The organism is Pseudonocardia sp. P1 (genome assembly GCF_000178675.2).
In the GTDB taxonomy this organism is placed as follows: Bacteria; Actinomycetota; Actinomycetes; order Mycobacteriales; family Pseudonocardiaceae; genus Pseudonocardia.
Genome location: NZ_ADUJ02000001.1, coordinates 5,054,650 through 5,070,548 on the forward strand (window position 1 = coordinate 5,054,650; position 15,899 = coordinate 5,070,548).

The window sequence follows — 15,899 nt, forward strand, 5'->3', positions numbered from 1 at the left end:
CGGGGCCCGGCTCAGCCGACGCCCGTCGGGAACTCCTGGGTGCCCAGCACCCGGAGCAGTTCGAGGCGCTCCCGCGTCGCCTCGTCGGCGGGGGTGAGGACCAGCAGCTGCTGCCCCAGGTCGGGGGTCACGAGCGTCTCGCAGTCCATCAGCAGCGCGCCCACGCGGGGATGCCGGAGCGTCTTGCGGTCGGCACGGCGGACCGCGACCTCGTGCTCGTCCCACAGCGTCCGGAACTCGGGGCTCGCGGCCGACAGACGGTCGACGAGCCCCTCGACCGCCGGATCGCCGGCCCGGCGGCCGGTCACGGCGCGCAGGTCCGCGACGAGCTGCCGGGCGTGCCGCTCCTGCTCTCGGGGAGGGTGGCTCGCCCGCGTCGCGGGCTCGGTGAACCAGCGGTAGGCGAGGTAGCGACGGTCGCCGGTGAAGCCGGTCTGGTCCCCCGCCACCAGCACCGACAACCGGTTCTGGGCGAGGACCTCACCCAGGTCCGAGATCACCATCGCCACCGCGTCGTGGAGCAGGCCGAGCATCCGGACCAGGCCGGCACGGGCCAGGCGGGCCACCCCGTCGGCGGGCGACGGCTGATGTCCCGCCAGGTGGAAGAGGTGGTCACGTTCGTCGTCGGTCAGCGCGAGTGCCCGGGCGAGCGCGCCGAGCAGCTGGACCGACGGCCGGCTGCTGCGCCCCTGCTCGAGGCGGACGACGTAGTCGGTCGACATCCCGGCGAGCATCGCGACCTCCTCCCGGCGCAGGCCGGCGGTGCGGCGCCGGGGCCCTGCCGCGACACCGACCTCGGCGGGCCGCACCGACTCGCGGCGGCGGCGCAGGAAGTCGGCGAGCTGCTCGCGTTGCATGCGTCCATGGTGCTCGCGCGGCGGACCGCGAGCCAGGGAGCGGCTCTCCCACGATCGACGCTCCGTTCCGCCCGCGCCGGTCCCGGCGCAGGGTGGCGTCATGCAGACACGCACACTCGGCAGCACGGGCCCCACCGTCTCGGCCCTGGGCCTCGGGGCGATGAGCATGTCCGGCTCCTACGGCCACGCCGACCGGGACGAGAGCATCGCGACCGTGCACGCCGCCCTCGACGCCGGCGTCACCCTGATCGACACCGGTGACTTCTACGCCATGGGGCACAACGAGCTGCTGCTCGCCGAGGCCCTCCGCGGACGGAACCGCGACGACTACCAGCTGTCCGTGAAGTTCGGCGGGCTCGCCGGCCCGGGCCTCCCGCCGCTGCAGCAGGACTGCCGGCCCGCGGCGGTCAAGAACTTCCTCGCCTACTCGCTGACCCGGCTCGGGGTGGACCACGTCGACGTCTACCGCCCGGCCCGCCTGGACCCCGACGTGCCGGTCGAGGACACCGTCGGTGCGATCAAGGAGATGATCGACGCCGGGTACGTGCGTCACCTCGGCCTCTCCGAGGTCGACGCCGCCACCGTCCGCCGTGCCCACGCCGTGCACCCGGTCGCCGACCTGCAGATCGAGTACTCGCTGGTCTCCCGCGCCGTGGAGGCGGAGGTCCTTCCGACGCTGCGGGAGCTGGGCGTCGGGCTCACCGCCTACGGTGTCCTGGCCCGCGGTCTCCTGTCGGGCCACTACGTCCCCGGCAGGCCCGGCGACCACCGCGCGCACAGCCCGCGGTTCGCCGGCGGGAACCTGGACCACAACCTCGCCCTGGCCGAGCGGCTGCGCGCGGTGGCCGCGTCGGCGGGCTGCACGGTCGCCCAGCTGGTGATCGCGTGGGTCGCCGCACAGGGTGACGACATCGTGCCGCTGGTCGGCGCCCGCACGCGGGAGCGGCTGGCCGAGGCGCTGCCCGCCCTCGACGTCGAGCTCGGGCCCGACGTGCTCGCGGCGATCGAGGAGGCGGTCCCCGCGGGCTCGGCCGCGGGTGACCGGTACCCCTCGGCGTTCATGGGCGCGCTCGGCGTGGGGAACTGAGGCCCGCGGAGGAACCGGTGCGCCGCGGCCTGCCGGAGCGGCCGGGACCGTCCCTCGCTAAGCTCCGGCCATGCGTGACGTGCCGCCGACCTCGCCGTCCATCGACCAGAGCGTGCCGAGCATCGCGCGGTGTTACGACTTCGCCCTCGGGGGCAAGGACAACTACGAGGTCGACCGGTCCGCCGTGGCCGCGGTCGAGAAGCTCGTCCCGCAGGGCGGGGCGCTGGCCAGGGTGAACCGTGCCTGGCACATCCGGGCGACCCGGTTCCTGGCGACGCAGACCGGCGTCACGCAGTACCTCGACCTGGGCGCCGGCCTGCCCACCGTGGAGAACACCCACGAGGTCGTGCAGGCGATCGACGAGAGCGCGCGCGTCGTCTACGTCGACAACGACCCGTCGGCCGTCGCGTACGGGCGGGCACTGCTCGACGACGCCTCCACGGTCCGCTACGTCGAGGGCGACCTCACGCGGCCGGCGGACGTCCTCGGCGACCCGACGGTCAGCACCCACCTGGACCTGTCCGAGCCGGTCGCGCTCTACCAGAGCGCCACGCTGCACCACCAGACCGACGACGTCGACCTGCCCGGGGTCATGCGGTCCTACGTGGACGCGCTCGCGCCGGGCTCGTTCGTCGTGCTGAGCCACTTCTGGGACCCGGGCGGCGAGGACGGGGCGCAGGTGCGCCGGATCCGGGACATCATGCTGGCCCAGGGGCTCGACGGGGAGCACTTCCGCAGCCTCGACGAGATCCGGGCCATGCTGCCGGGGCTCGACATCCTCCCCGGGAACCCGGGGGACACCGACGGGCTGATCCCGCTGCTGGACTGGTGGCCGGACGGGCCGGCCACCGACGGCGCGGTCGACCCGGTGCTGAGGTGCATCGTCGGGGCGGTCGGGCGCAAGCCCTGACCCCGGCCGCCGCCGCGCCTCAGCCGAACGGCTGGACCTTCTCCACCCGCGGACGGACGCGGCGCCATGTCGATGTCCGACCGTCCGTCGATGTGCCGGACCGGTCCGCACGTGCAGGGTCATGGTCGTGAACGAACAGGCAGACGGATCGCGGCGCACCGCCGGACGGCCGGATGTCTGTGCAGCGCAGGGTGTCGCGCCGGTCGCCGTGGTGGAGGTCCTCCGCTACGTTGCGCCGTGCACGCCTGCCGACCAGTGAGAGGATCTGTATGTCGATCGCGCGTTCCGTCGCCCGGGTCGTCGTCCCTGCGATGAGTGCCGTCGCGGTGGCCGGCGCCATGATCGCCGGGCCGGGAGTCGCCCTCGCCGAGTCCCCGGTCCCGCCGGGGAGCCCGGGCGACAGCAACGGCAACGGGATCCTGGACTCCAGCGAGCAGCCCGACAACCCGGACCTGCTGCCGGAGCGGCTGGGTTCGCCGGTCCTGCCCGGGAGCCCGGGGGACACCAACGGCAACGGGCTGCTGGACTCCAGCGAGCGCCCGGACAACCCCGACGCGCAGCCGGAGCGGCTCGGCTCGCCGGTCGAGCCCGGGAGCCCGGGGGACACCAACGGGAACGGGCTGCTCGACTCGAGCGAGCGCCCGGACAACCCCGACCTCTGAGGGTCGACGACGCGCCCCGGACCGGTCCGCCGGTCCGGGGCGTCGTCGTGTGTGCTGCGGATCGGCCGTCCGGCTGGTCCGGGCTCGTTCTTCGGGAGGAGGACGACGGGCCGGATATCGATCCGTACGGCGATGTGCGGGGCCGGGTGGCGCGGGCACGGTGATGGTCGTGGACGCACAGGCAGCCGGGTCGCTCCAGGGATTCCCCGACGTCCGTCCGCTCCGCCGAGCCGTGCACGATTCCCGATCAGGAGAGAGGGCCAGCATGTCGATCTCGCGTTCCGTCACCCGGACCGTCGTTCCCGCGATGAGCGCCGTGGCGGTGGTGGGGGCCATGATCGCCGGACCGGCCGTGGCGAACGCCGCGACGCCGGTCCCGCCGGGAGGTCCCGGCGACGTCGACGGCAACGGGATCCCCGACCCGGGCGAGCGACCGGACACCCCCGACCTCTGAGATCGACTTTCCGCTGGTCGCACCCTTGTGGCCGGTCGTCGACGACCTCCACCGTTCGAACTGATGTTCGGATACTGTGGACCTCGTGGACGACGCCTGGACGCACACCGACGAGGAGCTGCTGCTCACCGTCGGCTCGCTCCAGCGCGCGATCGACGAGGCGTCCGCGGCGCTGGTCCCGCTCGTCGCGGAGGTCGCGACCCGCGGCCTGGCCGAGGCCCAGGGGCACCGCGACGTCGCGCACCTCCTGCGGTCGGTGCAGAACGTGTCGCTGCGGACGGCGCGGGCGCGGGTCCGCGCCGCCGAACAGCTCGCGCCGACCGTGCTGATCACCGGACAGCAGGTCGATCCGCGGCTGCCCGAGCTGGCGGCGGCCTTCGGGCGGGCGGAGGTGTCCGCCGAGCACGTGGACGTGATCCAGCGGGTGCTGGCGGCGCTGCCGCCGCACCTCGACGAGCACCGCGCGCCGCTCGAGGCCGATCTCGTCGAGCACGCGCGGGGACTGGACCCCGACGGCGTCGAGAAGCTCGGCCGGCGCGCACTCGCCCTGCTCGACCCCGACGGCCCCCGGCCGCGCGAGCCGCACCCGACCCGCAACCGGCTGACCCTCCGGCCGCAGGGAAGCGGGTTCGCGGCGCGTGGCTGGTTCGACACGGAGTCCGCGGCCGTGCTGCGGACCGCACTGTCACCGCTGAGCGCGCCGGTCCCGCCGGTCGAGGCCGGGTGCGACGACGCGGGCGAGCCGATCGGGCGCGACGAGCGCTCGGCCGCCGAGCGCAACGGCGACGGCCTGGTCGAGCTCGCCCGGATGACGATCGCGACCGGCGCGCTCGGCTCGGAGCGCGGGCAGGAGGTGCGGGTGACCGTCACCGTGCCGCTGGAGGCGCTGACCACCGGCCGCGGGGCCGCGCAGCTCGGGTTCGGCGACGGGCTCCTCACCGGAGCGGTCGACGCGGGCGCCGCGCTGCGGCTCGCCTGCGACGCGGAGGTCGTCCCGGTCGTGCTCGGCACGCACGGGGAGCCGCTGTTCGTCGGGCGGGGGAACCGGCTCGCGAACCGGGGCCAGCGCCGGGCGCTCGCCCAGCGCGACGGGGGATGCGCCTTCCCCGGCTGCGACCGGCCGCCGCAGTGGTGCTCCGCGCACCACGTCGAGCACTGGGCCGACGGCGGTCCGACCGATCTGGACAATCTGGTGCTCTTGTGCGGGCACCACCACTCGATGATCCACAAGGGCGACTGGACGGTCACGATGGACGGTGGGTTCCCGCTGTTCCATCCGCCGCCGTGGGTGGCGGGTGGATCGCGACGGAACCCGGTGCACCGGGCGGAGCTGGTCGGGAGGGTGGCGGAGCTGTGTCCTCAGTAGGCGCCGCGGCCGCGCAGCACCGCGCCGAAGGTCTTCCAGACGATCAGCAGGTCCAGCGCCACCGACCAGTTCTCCACGTAGCGCAGGTCGAGCCGGACCGACTCCTCCCAGGTGAGCGAGCTGCGGCCGCTGACCTGCCACAGGCCGGTCATGCCGGGGCGGACCAGCAGGCGGCGGCGGGCGTCGTCGGCGTAGGCGGCGACCTCGCGCGGCAGCGGCGGGCGCGGGCCGACCAGGCTCATCGACCCGTTCAGCACGTTCAGCAGCTGCGGCAGCTCGTCGAGCGAGTACTTCCGCAGGAGGGCGCCCACGGGTGTGACGCGCGGGTCGCGGCGCATCTTGAACAGCGGGCCGGCGCCGTCGTTCTGCCGGGCCAGGTCGGTCAGTCGGGCCTCGGCGTCGGTGACCATGGAGCGGAACTTGACCATCCGGAAGGTCCGGCCGTGGGTGCCCACCCGCTCCTGCGTGAAGAACACCGGACCGCGGTCGTGCAGCTTCACCAGCAGCGCGACCGTGAGGAACACCGGGGCGACGAGCAGCAGGATCAGCCCGGCCGCGACCTTGTCGGTCGTGTGCTTCACCGCCTTCGCGATCCCGGAGAACCGCGGCTCGGACAGCCGCAGCAGGGGCAGCCCGTCGACCGGGCTGATGTGCATCCGCGGGCCGGCGATCTCCATCAGGCCCGGGTCGACGGCCAGCTCCGTCCGGCTGCCCTCCAGGTCCCAGGCGAGCCGGTGCAGCCGGGCCGGGCCCCATCCGGGCGCCCGGCAGACGGCGACGACGCCGTGCTCCCCGGTCGTGGCCAGCGCGGGCACCGAGTCCAGGTCGCCCACCACCGGGACGCCCTCGACGTCGTGACCGCCGCCGGTGCCGGCGCCGGTCGGCGTGCAGACGCCGGTGACGCGCCAGCCGAAGTACGGGTCCCGCCGGGTGCGGCGGATCAGGTCGGAGACGGCGTCGTCCGAGCCGACGGCGAGCACCGGCAGCAGTCCGCGGCCGCGTCCGCGCTGGTGGTGCAGGCACTTGCGCAGCACGAACCGGGACGCGAGCAGCGCCACCCCGGTGAGCGGGACGAGCAGGAAGACCCACTCCCGCGACGACTGCACCATCATCGACAGCCCGCCGAGGGCGAGGACGACGTCGGCCAGGACCACCGCGCGTCCCAGCCGGACGAACTCGGCCGAGCCCTGGCCGAGCACCCGGCCGTCCCACGCGCGGCAGACCGGCAGGGCCACCGCGAGCAGGCCCGCGGCGATCACCCCGCTCCACAGCCGGGCGCGGTCGGCCGCGTCGAGGCCGGTGAGCCCGGCGAGCACGCTGAGTGTGACCGTCAGGGCGATCACCGCCAGGTCGCCGGACGCGACGGCGAGCGAGAACCGGCGCTGCCACCGCGGGGCGCCCGGCAGCACGGACGGGCGGCGCCGCTGCTGCGGCACCGTGATTCGGGTGACCCCGGGCCCGGGGGAGACGTCCGGAATCGCGCTCACGAGAGTCGGCTCCTCAGGGGCAGGGCCGGCGGCGCCGCTGGGGTCGGGCCGTCCGGCAGGCGCCCGTCCGCGGGCACCGTGACAGCCGGTCCATCGGCGTCCGGGATCTTCGCGTTACCCGGTCGGGTGATGGTCGCGCGTTGCGCTCGTCACGATGCGGAGGGCGGATGCAACGGGTGGGTCCGGATGGGCGACGCTGAGGGTATGGACATCCACCCGACCCCGCTCCCCGGATCGGCGTTGATCGACCTCAAGCGCCTCGAGGACGACCGCGGGTTCTTCGCTCGCGCGTTCTGCGAGCAGGAGTTCCTCGACGCCGGGCTGGACCCGACGATCACCCAGTGCAACCTCTCGTACAACCACGAGGCGGGCACCCTGCGCGGCTTCCACTACCAGCTGGAGCCCAACGCCGAGGTCAAGGTCATCCGCTGCGTCCGCGGCGCGATCTTCGATGTGATCGTCGACCTGCGCCCGGACTCCGACACCTACCTGCAGTGGTTCGGGGCGGAGCTGTCCCAGGACAACTACAAGGCCATGTACGTGCCGCGGAACTTCGCGCACGCGTACCTGACCCTCACCCCGGACGCGACGACGATCTACCAGGTCTCGACGCCCTACACCCCGGGCGCCGAGCGGGGCCTGCGCTGGAGCGACCCGACGATCGGCGTCGAGTGGCCCGTCGAGGTCGCGCACATCTCCGACAAGGACGCCGCCTGGCCGCTCGTGTCCGAGAACCCGGACTTCGCCGGCACCCTGGCGGAGGCCCGCTGATGCTGATCCTCGACACCGCGCTCGCGCGCCGCGCCGCCGAGAACCGGCCGATCCGGGTGGGCCTGGTCGGCGCCGGGTTCATGGGCCGTGGCCTGGTCAACCAGATCGTCAACTCGACGCCCGGGATGGACGTCGTCGCGATCGCCAACCGGACCGTGCCGACCGCCGTCCGCGCCTACACCGAGGCCGGGCTGGAGCCGGTGGAGGTCTCGACGACCGCGCAGGTCGAGGCCGCGGTCGCGGCCGGGACCCCGGCGGTGCTGGGCGACGCGTTCGCGCTGCTCGCGGCCGAGAACATCGACGTGCTCGTCGACGTCACCGGCGCGGTCGAGTTCGGCGCGCACGTCACCGTCGCCGCCATCGAGCGCGGGCTCCCGGTCGTCACCATGAACGCTGAGCTCGACGGCACCGTCGGGCCGCTCCTCGCGCACCGGGCGCGGGCCGCCGGCGTCGTCCTGACCGGGGCCGACGGCGACCAGCCGGGCGTCCAGGGGAACCTGCTGCGGTTCGTGAAGGGCATCGGCGTCACGCCGCTCGTCGCGGGCAACATCAAGGGCCTGCAGGACGAGTACCGCACCCCGACCACGCAGCAGGCGTTCGCCGAGAAGTGGGGCCAGGACCCCTACATGGTCACCAGCTTCGCCGACGGCACCAAGGTGTCGTTCGAGCAGGCGATCGTCGCGAACGCGCACGGCTTCACCGTCGGGCAGCGCGGGATGTACGGCCGCGACCACGCCGGCCACGTCGACGAGCTGACGCAGGTCTACGACGTCGACGAGCTGCGCGAGCTGGGTGGCGTCGTCGACTACGTGGTCGGCGCCAAGCCGGGCCCGGGCATCTACGTCCTCGGCACGCACGACGACCCGAAGCAGCGGCACTACCTGAACCTGTACAAGCTGGGCGAGGGCCCGCTGTACAGCTTCTACACGCCCTACCACCTGTGCCACTTCGAGGTCCCGAACACGATCGTGCGGGCGGTGGACTTCGCGGACGCCGCGCTGGCACCGACCGGCGGGCAGCGGGTCGACGTCGTCGCCACCGCCAAGCAGGACCTGAAGGCCGGGCACACCGTCGACGGGCTGGGTGGCTACGACACCTACGGCGTCGCGGAGTCCTCGCCGGTGACGCGGTCGGAGCGGCTGCTGCCGATGGGGGTCGCCGAGGGGTGCGTGCTCACCCGGGACGTGGCGAAGGACGCGGTGCTCACCTACGACGACGTGACGCTGCCGCCGGGGCGGTTGATCGACTCGTTGCGGGAGGAGCAGGAGAAGCTCTTCGGATAGCAGGGTTCCCGCCGGGTCGCACTGCGGAGGCCCCGGGCCCGAGCATCACAGCCGCTCGGCCCCCCGGTCCCCGAGCCGGTTGCGGGTGTCGAACACCCGCGTCGCGAATCTTCCGATCAGGTCCCAGTCCAGGGCGTCGTGGTCGGTCAGGACGACGACGAGATCGGCCGCGGCGAGCTCCTCGGGTGTGGGCTCCACCAGTGCGACCCCGGGCGGGACCCGCTGCGGCTCGATGAACGGGTCCACCGCCCGGAGCTCCGCCCCCTGGTCGGCGAGGTGGCGCGCGACCGCGATCGCCGGGGACTGTCGGGCGTCGCCCGAGTTCGGTTTGTATGCCAGCCCGATCAGCAGGATCCGGCTGCCGTTCACCGCCTTGCGGTCGCGGTTGAGCCGGGCGGTGATCCGGTGGACGACGTGGTCGGGCATGTGGTCGTTGACATCGTTCGCGATCTCGACGAACCGGAACGGCCGCCCGAGGGTCCGGCGCACCTGCCAGGACAGGTACGACGGGTCGATCGGAAGGCAGTGCCCTCCCACCCCCGGCCCCGGCCGGAACGGCATGAAACCGAACGGCTTGGTCGCCGCGGCGTCGATCACCGACCACACGTCGACCCCGAGCTCGTGCCCGAGCACCGCGAGCTCGTTCACCAGGGCGATGTTGACGTGCCGGAAGGTGTTCTCCAGGAGCTTGGCGAGTTCGGCCTCCCGAGGTCCCGGAACCTCCACGACCTGGTCCACGAGAGACCGGTAGAAGGCGGCGACTGCGTCGAGCGACTGCGGATCGATCCCGCTGACGACCTTCGGGGTGGTGCGGAACGTCCAGCGGCGGTTGCCCGGGTCGATGCGTTCCGGGCTGTAACCGACGTGGAAGTCCTGGCCCGCCTTCCAGCGCCCTGCGGACTCCAGCAGCGGGACGAATTCGTCCTCCGTGGTGCCCGGGTACGTGGTGGACTCCAGTACGACCGTGCATCCGGGCCGGACATGGCGGGCGAGTGCGAGTGCCGCGTCCCGGACACAGTCGAGGTCGGGCGCCCCGTCCCGCAGCGGGGTGGGCACCGACACCACGGCGACGTCGAAACCCTCGAGCGCCGCCTCGTCGTCGGTCGGAAGAAAGCGTGCGGTGTCCAGCGCGGTCCTGAGGTCCCGGCCGGACACGTCGTCGACGAAGCTCTCCGCCCGCTTCAGCCGGTCGATCCGGGACTTGTCCACGTCGAACCCGACGACGTCGTACCCGGCCTCGACCGCCCGGATCGTGACGGGAAGGCCGACGTAGCCCTGTCCGAGGACAGCGAGCCTGCGAGGTGGCGCGATCACGTCCATAGGTGTGCTCCTGGTACTGGGTCGGGAGGAGGGACAGCGGTCATCGCGATCCGGTCTCAGCAGAAGTACCGATAGAGCAGTGCACCGGCCTGGTCGGTGACACAGTCGGGCACCTCCGGTCCGGTGAGCAGCCGCGTCAGATCGCCGAGGAGCCCGTCGACCGGGCCGTGCGGCGGGACGGTGCCGTGCGGGCGCAACGTGCGGATGCGCTGCTCCTGTGCCGCCCACCCGCGCTTGAACCGCACGAGGCCCGGCTGGTCGAGCTCGGACAGGCCCCAGTCCATGGCGGACAGCCCCTGGTCGGCCGCCCACCGGAGGCAGGCCCAGTGCAGAGCTTCGTTCGGCCGCAAGGGCAGGTACTCGGCGGCGGACGCTCCGAACTTGTAGTAGACGGTGTCCTGCCAAACCAGGTAGATCGCACCGGCGATCGGCGGGCCACCGGCGTCCACGAGACCGACCCGGATGCCTCCGTGTGGTGCGAAGGCCTTCCACAGCTGCTCGAAGAAGTCGAGCGGCTGGGCCAGCAACCGGTACTTCGCCTTGCGCAGCTGCAGATGCAGACGGTGGTACTCGGCCACCGCGGGCAGGTCGTCGCGGAGCACGACGCGCAGTCCGTTCCGCTCGGCGGCGGCCAGGTTACGTCGAAGCTGCGGACGCAACCGCGGGTGCAGGTCCTCGGCCGGCGCCAGTGGTGTGACGTGCCAGGCAGCCTCGCCCACGACTGCGAACCGCTCGTCGGAGGCAGCGACCGACGTGTCCAGGCAGCGCAGCGTGAACGGGGGACCGGAGCCGTCGCACAGGTCGGCTGCCACCGCGTTCCAGGCGTCCTCGGCGTCCGTACCGGGACGCACCACCGGATCGCCCCGGTCGCTGAACGGCAAACCGAGACGCCGTCGTCCGCGCACGTCGTCGACATCGATCCAGGCGAGCCCGACCGCCGGGGCCCCGTTCCGGTCCCGGACCAGCCGGGCCTCCGGGACGAACCCGTACTGGTCGCACACCGCGGACAGCCACGGCGGCGCCGTGAACAGGTCACCGTGCACGGCCAGCTCCCGCCAGGCCGGGTCCGTGCGGGGATCGACCAGCTCCACGCGCGCGGTCACGACGCCAGCCCGAAGGCCGGTGGGACACCCGGACGACGCACCCCGCGGTCCAGGGCGGCTGCCAGCCGGGCCGCGGTGATTTCCTCGGGTGCGAGGACGGTCGCGACACCACGCCCGGCGAGCTCGGCGGCCAGCTGGCTCTGGTGGTCGTCCCCGGCCTCGCCGTCCCGGGACCGGCGCACCGCCAGGACGGGATGCCGGCCGGCGGCGAGCGCACCCAGCACGGAACCTGCACCCGCGTGGCAGATCACGAGATCCGCCGACCGCAGGGCGGTGGCCAGTTCGTGTGCGGGCAGGAAGGGGACGGGAGCGATCGCCGGGTCGTCCACCGGGGTGCAGCCGGTCTGCCACAAAACCTGCACCGGACGACCGGTGTGCCGGGCCAGCTCCCCACCGGGGGAGAGGACCGGGACCAGGGCCCGGACGAGGCGGGTGAACGGGAACTCGGCCGCGGTACCGAGGCTGACGACGACCCGCAGCACCCGGCCGGTGGGCCGGTCGGCGGTGCCGGGCGCGACCGCGTCGTAGCTGTCGAAGACACTCCCGGCGAACTGCCAGCGTGGGCCGCTCCACCCGTTGTGCTGGGTGTACCGGCGGATCGTCGGGACGTGGTGCAGGATCCGCCCCGTGAGCGAGGGCCCGGCGACCCGGGCGACGCTCTCCACGTAATGGCACTCCACGCCGCGGGACGCGAGGTAGGGCAGATACCCCAGCGCGATGCCCGACCCGGTGGAGATCGCTCGGGTCACGCGGTGCCGGCGCCACAGGCGGTGCGCGGTGGGGACGCACCCGAGGACGTCGGGAACGTTGCGGACGCGGACGTAGGGCACGAACTCGACGTCCCGGTCCGCCAGCAGCGATCGGCTCTGCTCGTTCGCGTGGGTGACCCACAGCCGACGACCGTCCCCGGGGATGCGTGCGGCCAGGTCGTTCAGCTGTTCGAGGTGGCCTCCGGTGGTGGCCAGGAACAATGTGGTCATCGCGCGCGGGTCCCACGGGGCACGGCGGGGACGAGCTCGTCGCTCCACGGGTGGAGCACGATCACGACGCCGCCACCGGGACGCGGGTCGCCTCGCCGACGGCGGGGGTGACTTCGGCCGGGAGCCCGGTGGTCATCGATCGGTCCGCGGCCGTGAGGACGCGGACGACGTCGAGGCCCCGTCGCCCCGGGGTGCGGCACACGGCATTGCCACGGATGCAGTCGACGAAATGCCCGTCCTGTACGAGCAGCGGCTCCTCGAACGGCACGTAGGGCGAGGTGATGTCGCCGGTCCGATAGGTCATCGGCAGCCCGTGAGCGTCGCTTCCGTCGTCGACCGTGGCCGGATCGACCCCGATGTCGTAGATCCGGATTCGTTCGTTGTCGGATATGTCGTCGTAGACGGCCATCCGGCGTTCGCCGATGACGGTGACTGTCCGGACCTTCCGCGGACTCAGCCAGCTGACGTGAACGAACGCGTGGGTCCGCGACCGCGGGAAATCGAGCCTCAGATGAGCGACGTCGCTGTGCCGGATGCCGACGTTGCGCTTCGCCCAGACCGACGTCGTCGACGGCATCTCGTCGAGCAGGAACGACACGATGGAGATGTCGTGCGGGGCCAGGTCCCAGACCACGTCCACATCGACCTGATAGCGGCCCAGGCTCAACCGCTGGGCATCGATGTAGAGGACCCGACCCAGCGCCCCCGAGCGGACGATCTCCCGGAGCTTCCAGACGGCCGGGTTGTACTCGAACGTGTGCCCGGTCATCAGGCGGACACCCGACCGGTCTGCGAGATCGACCAGCATCTCCGCGTCGGCCACTGTGGTGGCGAGCGGTTTCTCGACCAGCACGTGCCGACCCGCTCGCAGCGCCGCCGAGGCGACGTCGACGTGACTGCCGGCCGGGGTGGCCACGACCACCCCGTCGACGTCGTCGATCGCCTCGTCGAGGGATCGGCACAGCCGCGCCGCGGGGTAGTGGGCCCCGGCCTCCGACAGCCTCTGCTCGTCCGCCTCGACGACCGTCACGGCGACATCACGCAACGAGCTGAGGACCCGAACGTGCTTCGAGCCCCAATACCCGTAGCCGACCACGGCGATACGGGAACAGGAACCTGCGACAGTCATGTGGTCTCCTCCGCAAGCGGCGTCGACGAACGAAATCCCAGTGCAGTGAATGGGGCGTCAGAGGGTTGCGGAGTGACCCTCGACATCACCGCGATCCGCGTTACGTACCGGCAACTCCGAGGACGCCGCGATCACAGGGAGTATGTGAATGAACGCGTTCCGCAGGAAAGCGGATCAATGGTCTCTCCTCTGGCGACAGTTCGGTGTGGACCACTTCGTCGAGTCCGTTGGGCCGCTCGGTCGTGCGGAAGGGGAGTTCACGGAGTACCGGGTCCGGCCGAATCGCGTGCTCAAGATCCACCCGACGAGTTCCCCGCATCCGGGACGGTTGGTCCGAACGCCGGAGAAGGTGTAACGGAGAAGTCGCCCCTTGACGAATGGTCCCGGACAGCTGGAGCGAGTGTTCGACAAGGGGGCGCGATGTCCGTCCACGCCGACGGGGTCCGGGTGGCGATGATCGAGCACGGCCACCGGGCCGTCCGGTCAGGAGCGAGCGTCTTACTCCTACCCGGACACGAGGCGGTGGCCGCATGACCACGTTCGACGTCGACCGGGCACCGATCCCGCTCCTCGACCTCGCCGAGGTCAACCGGGCCGTGTCCACCGAGCTCGACCTCGCGTGGCGCGGCGTCCGTGTGCACGGTCGTTTCGTCGGTGGCGCCGAGGTCGAGCAGTTCGAGAGCGCGTTCGCCGGCTTCTGCGAGACCGCGGGTGCCGTCGGTGTCGCGAACGGAACCGATGCGCTCGAGCTCGTCCTGGCCGGGCTGGGAGTCGGTCGGGGGGACGAGGTGGTCGTCCCGGGCAACACCTTCATCGCCACGGTCGAGGCGGTCTGTGCAGTCGGCGCCGTACCGATCTTCGTCGATGTCCTGGAGGACACCCTGCTCATCGACCCGGACGCGGTGGCGGCTGCGGTGACCCCGCGCACCGCGGCCGTGATGGCGGTCCATCTCTACGGTCAGATGGCCGACATGGACCGCCTGCTCGCCGTCACCAGGCGATTCGGTCTCGCCCTTGTCGAGGACGCAGCGCAGGCACACGGCGCCCGCTGGGCCGGGCGTCGGGCGGGGAGCTCGGGCCACGCCGCCGGGTTCAGCTTCTATCCGGGGAAGAACCTGGGAGCTCTCGGCGACGGTGGAGCCGTGACGTCGAGCGACCGCGAACTGCTGGGGAGGATCCGCCGCATCGCCGATCACGGCCGGTCGTCCATCGACCGGTACCGGCACGACGTCCGCGGCCGCAACAGCCGGCTGGACACTCTCCAGGCGGCGGTGCTCTCGGTCAAGCTCCCGCACCTCGATGCCCAGAACGCCGATCGGCGGACCGTGATGGCCGAGTATCGCGCGACGCTGCCGTCGCACGTCGTCCCAGTAGCGGACGATCCGCGGTCGGAGACCGTGCACCATCTCGCCGTCGTCCGGGTCCGGGACCGGGAGGGCGCCGTCCGGGCACTGGACGGGGCCGGGATCGGGTGGGGAATCCACTACCCCGTCCCGTGCCATCTGCAGCCCGCGTTCGCAGAGTTCAGAACGGCCGCGCTCCCGGTCACCGAGGCCGCTGCCGGCCGGATCCTGTCGCTGCCGATGTCCCCGACGATGACGATCGCGCAGGTCCGTCGCGTGGCCGGTGCGCTCACCCGAGGTGACCGGTGAGCACGAACGGCACCGGGCCTCCGGGCAGCTGGAACGGTGCGATCACGACACCGGTGTCCGACCGCGACGAACCACCCGGAACGGAGTGGGAGGCACTCCACGAGAAGCTCGGCGAGCTGCCACCGCCGCAGTCGATGACCCTGCGGGAAGCCCGTCGCCTGGCACAGGTGGCGTTGATGATCGTTCTCGTGTGCGTCGGGCTCGCCGGCGGTGTCTGGCTCCTCGTGCCGACCGAGTACACCGGCCGGACCGAGTTGCTCTACCCGGTGGCGGTCGAGCAGCCGACGGGCTTCCTGCGCGAGGACCGCAACCTGACGACCCAGCTGCTCCTGATCGGCAGCCGCGCCGTCGTCGAACCGGTCGCCGGTGCGCACGGGATCCCGGTCGAGGACCTCCAGCGGCGGATCACGGTCGAGGTGGTCGACTCGTCGGAGATCATCAGGGTGGACGTCCGAGCGACGGACCGGGTCGCGGCCGTGCAGCTCGCCGGTGAGCTCACCGAGCGATACCTGGCGATCTCCGCCGGGACCAGGAACACCCCGGCACGGGACTACGTCAGCGCTGAGCTCGACCGGACACGTGAGACCCTCCGGCGGGATCCGGGCGCGAATCTGCGTGAACGCGAGCGCGCGCTCGTCGCTCAGCTGGACAGTCTGACGACCGCGGATCTGGCCCGGCCCGTCCCCAGTGTGCTCGTGCCGCCCTTCTCGGTGCCCGAAGCCGCCGGTCCGGGAGTGGGGATTGCCCTCACGACCGGCGCACTGCTCGGAGTGGTCGTCGCGGCGCCGATCGTCCTCGTGCGCGCCCGTCGGCACCGGCGATGACACTCGCCCACGGC

15 protein-coding genes are annotated in these 15,899 nt (G+C 72.5%); 9 read left to right on the forward strand and 6 right to left on the reverse strand.

Going from position 1 to position 15,899, the window contains the following annotated elements:
- Nucleotides 1–11: 11 nt before the first annotated feature.
- A complete protein-coding gene (locus PP1_RS23385) occupies nt 12–857 on the reverse strand; it encodes a helix-turn-helix transcriptional regulator (RefSeq protein ID WP_010241223.1) in 846 nt (281 codons plus the stop codon).
- A 100-nt stretch (nt 858–957) separates the two neighbouring features.
- Here PP1_RS23385 and PP1_RS23390 point away from each other — a divergent pair, with 100 nt between their 5' ends.
- The 5 genes from PP1_RS23390 (at nt 958) to PP1_RS23410 (ending at nt 5,336) form a co-directional block, all read left to right on the forward strand.
- Entirely contained in the window at nt 958–1,944 is a 987-nt protein-coding gene (locus tag PP1_RS23390) for an aldo/keto reductase (protein ID WP_010241225.1), read from the forward strand.
- 70 nt (nt 1,945–2,014) lie between these two features.
- Nucleotides 2,015–2,854 (forward strand): SAM-dependent methyltransferase, encoded by an 840-nt coding sequence (locus PP1_RS23395; protein WP_010241228.1) that lies wholly within the window; start codon nt 2,015–2,017, stop codon nt 2,852–2,854.
- Nucleotides 2,855–3,123: 269 nt separating this feature from the next.
- Nucleotides 3,124–3,516, forward strand: a complete 393-nt coding sequence (locus PP1_RS23400; protein ID WP_010241231.1) for a hypothetical protein — start codon at nt 3,124–3,126, stop codon at nt 3,514–3,516.
- Nucleotides 3,517–3,781: 265 nt separating this feature from the next.
- Nucleotides 3,782–3,970 (forward strand): hypothetical protein, encoded by a 189-nt coding sequence (locus PP1_RS23405; protein WP_010241233.1) that lies wholly within the window; start codon nt 3,782–3,784, stop codon nt 3,968–3,970.
- A gap of 85 nt (nt 3,971–4,055) precedes the next feature.
- The gene (locus PP1_RS23410; protein ID WP_162097300.1) at nt 4,056–5,336 is read left to right on the forward strand and encodes an HNH endonuclease signature motif containing protein; all 1,281 of its coding nucleotides are present in this window, start codon (nt 4,056–4,058) and stop codon (nt 5,334–5,336) included.
- Here PP1_RS23410 and PP1_RS23415 read toward each other — a convergent pair.
- Nucleotides 5,330–6,823, reverse strand: coding sequence for a sugar transferase (locus PP1_RS23415; RefSeq protein ID WP_010241238.1), 1,494 nt, complete (start codon nt 6,821–6,823; stop codon nt 5,330–5,332). The genes PP1_RS23410 and PP1_RS23415 overlap by 7 nt on opposite strands.
- Nucleotides 6,824–7,027: 204 nt before the next feature.
- Between PP1_RS23415 and rfbC the strand changes: the two genes are divergently transcribed.
- A complete protein-coding gene (rfbC, locus tag PP1_RS23420; RefSeq protein ID WP_010241240.1) occupies nt 7,028–7,594 on the forward strand; it encodes a dTDP-4-dehydrorhamnose 3,5-epimerase in 567 nt (188 codons plus the stop codon).
- Nucleotides 7,594–8,877 carry an NAD(P)H-dependent oxidoreductase gene (locus tag PP1_RS23425; protein WP_010241242.1) on the forward strand — a complete coding sequence of 428 codons (1,284 nt, stop codon included), beginning with the start codon at nt 7,594–7,596 and terminating at the stop codon, nt 8,875–8,877. Before rfbC ends, PP1_RS23425 begins: the two co-directional genes overlap by 1 nt.
- A gap of 45 nt (nt 8,878–8,922) precedes the next feature.
- On the opposite strand, the gene PP1_RS23430 is transcribed toward PP1_RS23425, so the two are convergent.
- The 4 genes from PP1_RS23430 to PP1_RS23445 all read right to left on the reverse strand — a co-directional run bounded on the left by PP1_RS23430 (nt 8,923) and on the right by PP1_RS23445 (nt 13,409).
- Entirely contained in the window at nt 8,923–10,197 is a 1,275-nt protein-coding gene (locus tag PP1_RS23430; RefSeq protein WP_010241244.1) for a nucleotide sugar dehydrogenase, read from the reverse strand.
- Nucleotides 10,198–10,253: 56 nt separating this feature from the next.
- On the reverse strand, nt 10,254–11,300 hold the full coding sequence (locus PP1_RS23435) for a GNAT family N-acetyltransferase (protein ID WP_029239958.1): 1,047 nt from the start codon (nt 11,298–11,300) through the stop codon (nt 10,254–10,256).
- Nucleotides 11,297–12,280 (reverse strand): glycosyltransferase, encoded by a 984-nt coding sequence (locus tag PP1_RS23440; protein WP_033200499.1) that lies wholly within the window; start codon nt 12,278–12,280, stop codon nt 11,297–11,299. Before PP1_RS23440 ends, PP1_RS23435 begins: the two co-directional genes overlap by 4 nt.
- Before the next feature lie 61 nt (nt 12,281–12,341).
- Nucleotides 12,342–13,409, reverse strand: coding sequence for a Gfo/Idh/MocA family protein (locus tag PP1_RS23445; RefSeq protein WP_033200500.1), 1,068 nt, complete (start codon nt 13,407–13,409; stop codon nt 12,342–12,344).
- Between the two features lie 530 nt (nt 13,410–13,939).
- Here PP1_RS23445 and PP1_RS23450 point away from each other — a divergent pair.
- Together PP1_RS23450 and PP1_RS23455 are read left to right on the forward strand one after the other, a co-directional pair.
- Nucleotides 13,940–15,061: a DegT/DnrJ/EryC1/StrS family aminotransferase gene (locus PP1_RS23450; RefSeq protein WP_010241250.1), complete on the forward strand. Its 1,122-nt coding sequence runs from the start codon at nt 13,940–13,942 to the stop codon at nt 15,059–15,061.
- Nucleotides 15,058–15,885 carry a hypothetical protein gene (locus PP1_RS23455; RefSeq protein WP_010241251.1) on the forward strand — a complete coding sequence of 276 codons (828 nt, stop codon included), beginning with the start codon at nt 15,058–15,060 and terminating at the stop codon, nt 15,883–15,885. The genes PP1_RS23450 and PP1_RS23455 overlap by 4 nt, the downstream gene beginning before the upstream one ends.
- The last annotated feature ends 14 nt before the right edge of the window (nt 15,886–15,899 follow it).

Coding starts and splice junctions, on each gene's coding strand:
- PP1_RS23385 (WP_010241223.1), bottom strand. CDS start 857: ATGCAACGCGAGCAGCTCGCCGACTTCCTGCGCCGCCGCCGCGAGTCG.
- PP1_RS23390 (WP_010241225.1), top strand. CDS start 958: ATGCAGACACGCACACTCGGCAGCACGGGCCCCACCGTCTCGGCCCTG.
- PP1_RS23395 (WP_010241228.1), top strand. CDS start 2,015: ATGCGTGACGTGCCGCCGACCTCGCCGTCCATCGACCAGAGCGTGCCG.
- PP1_RS23400 (WP_010241231.1), top strand. CDS start 3,124: ATGTCGATCGCGCGTTCCGTCGCCCGGGTCGTCGTCCCTGCGATGAGT.
- PP1_RS23405 (WP_010241233.1), top strand. CDS start 3,782: ATGTCGATCTCGCGTTCCGTCACCCGGACCGTCGTTCCCGCGATGAGC.
- rfbC (WP_010241240.1), top strand. CDS start 7,028: ATGGACATCCACCCGACCCCGCTCCCCGGATCGGCGTTGATCGACCTC.
- PP1_RS23425 (WP_010241242.1), top strand. CDS start 7,594: ATGCTGATCCTCGACACCGCGCTCGCGCGCCGCGCCGCCGAGAACCGG.
- PP1_RS23430 (WP_010241244.1), bottom strand. CDS start 10,197: ATGGACGTGATCGCGCCACCTCGCAGGCTCGCTGTCCTCGGACAGGGC.
- PP1_RS23440 (WP_033200499.1), bottom strand. CDS start 12,280: ATGACCACATTGTTCCTGGCCACCACCGGAGGCCACCTCGAACAGCTG.
- PP1_RS23445 (WP_033200500.1), bottom strand. CDS start 13,409: ATGACTGTCGCAGGTTCCTGTTCCCGTATCGCCGTGGTCGGCTACGGG.
- PP1_RS23450 (WP_010241250.1), top strand. CDS start 13,940: ATGACCACGTTCGACGTCGACCGGGCACCGATCCCGCTCCTCGACCTC.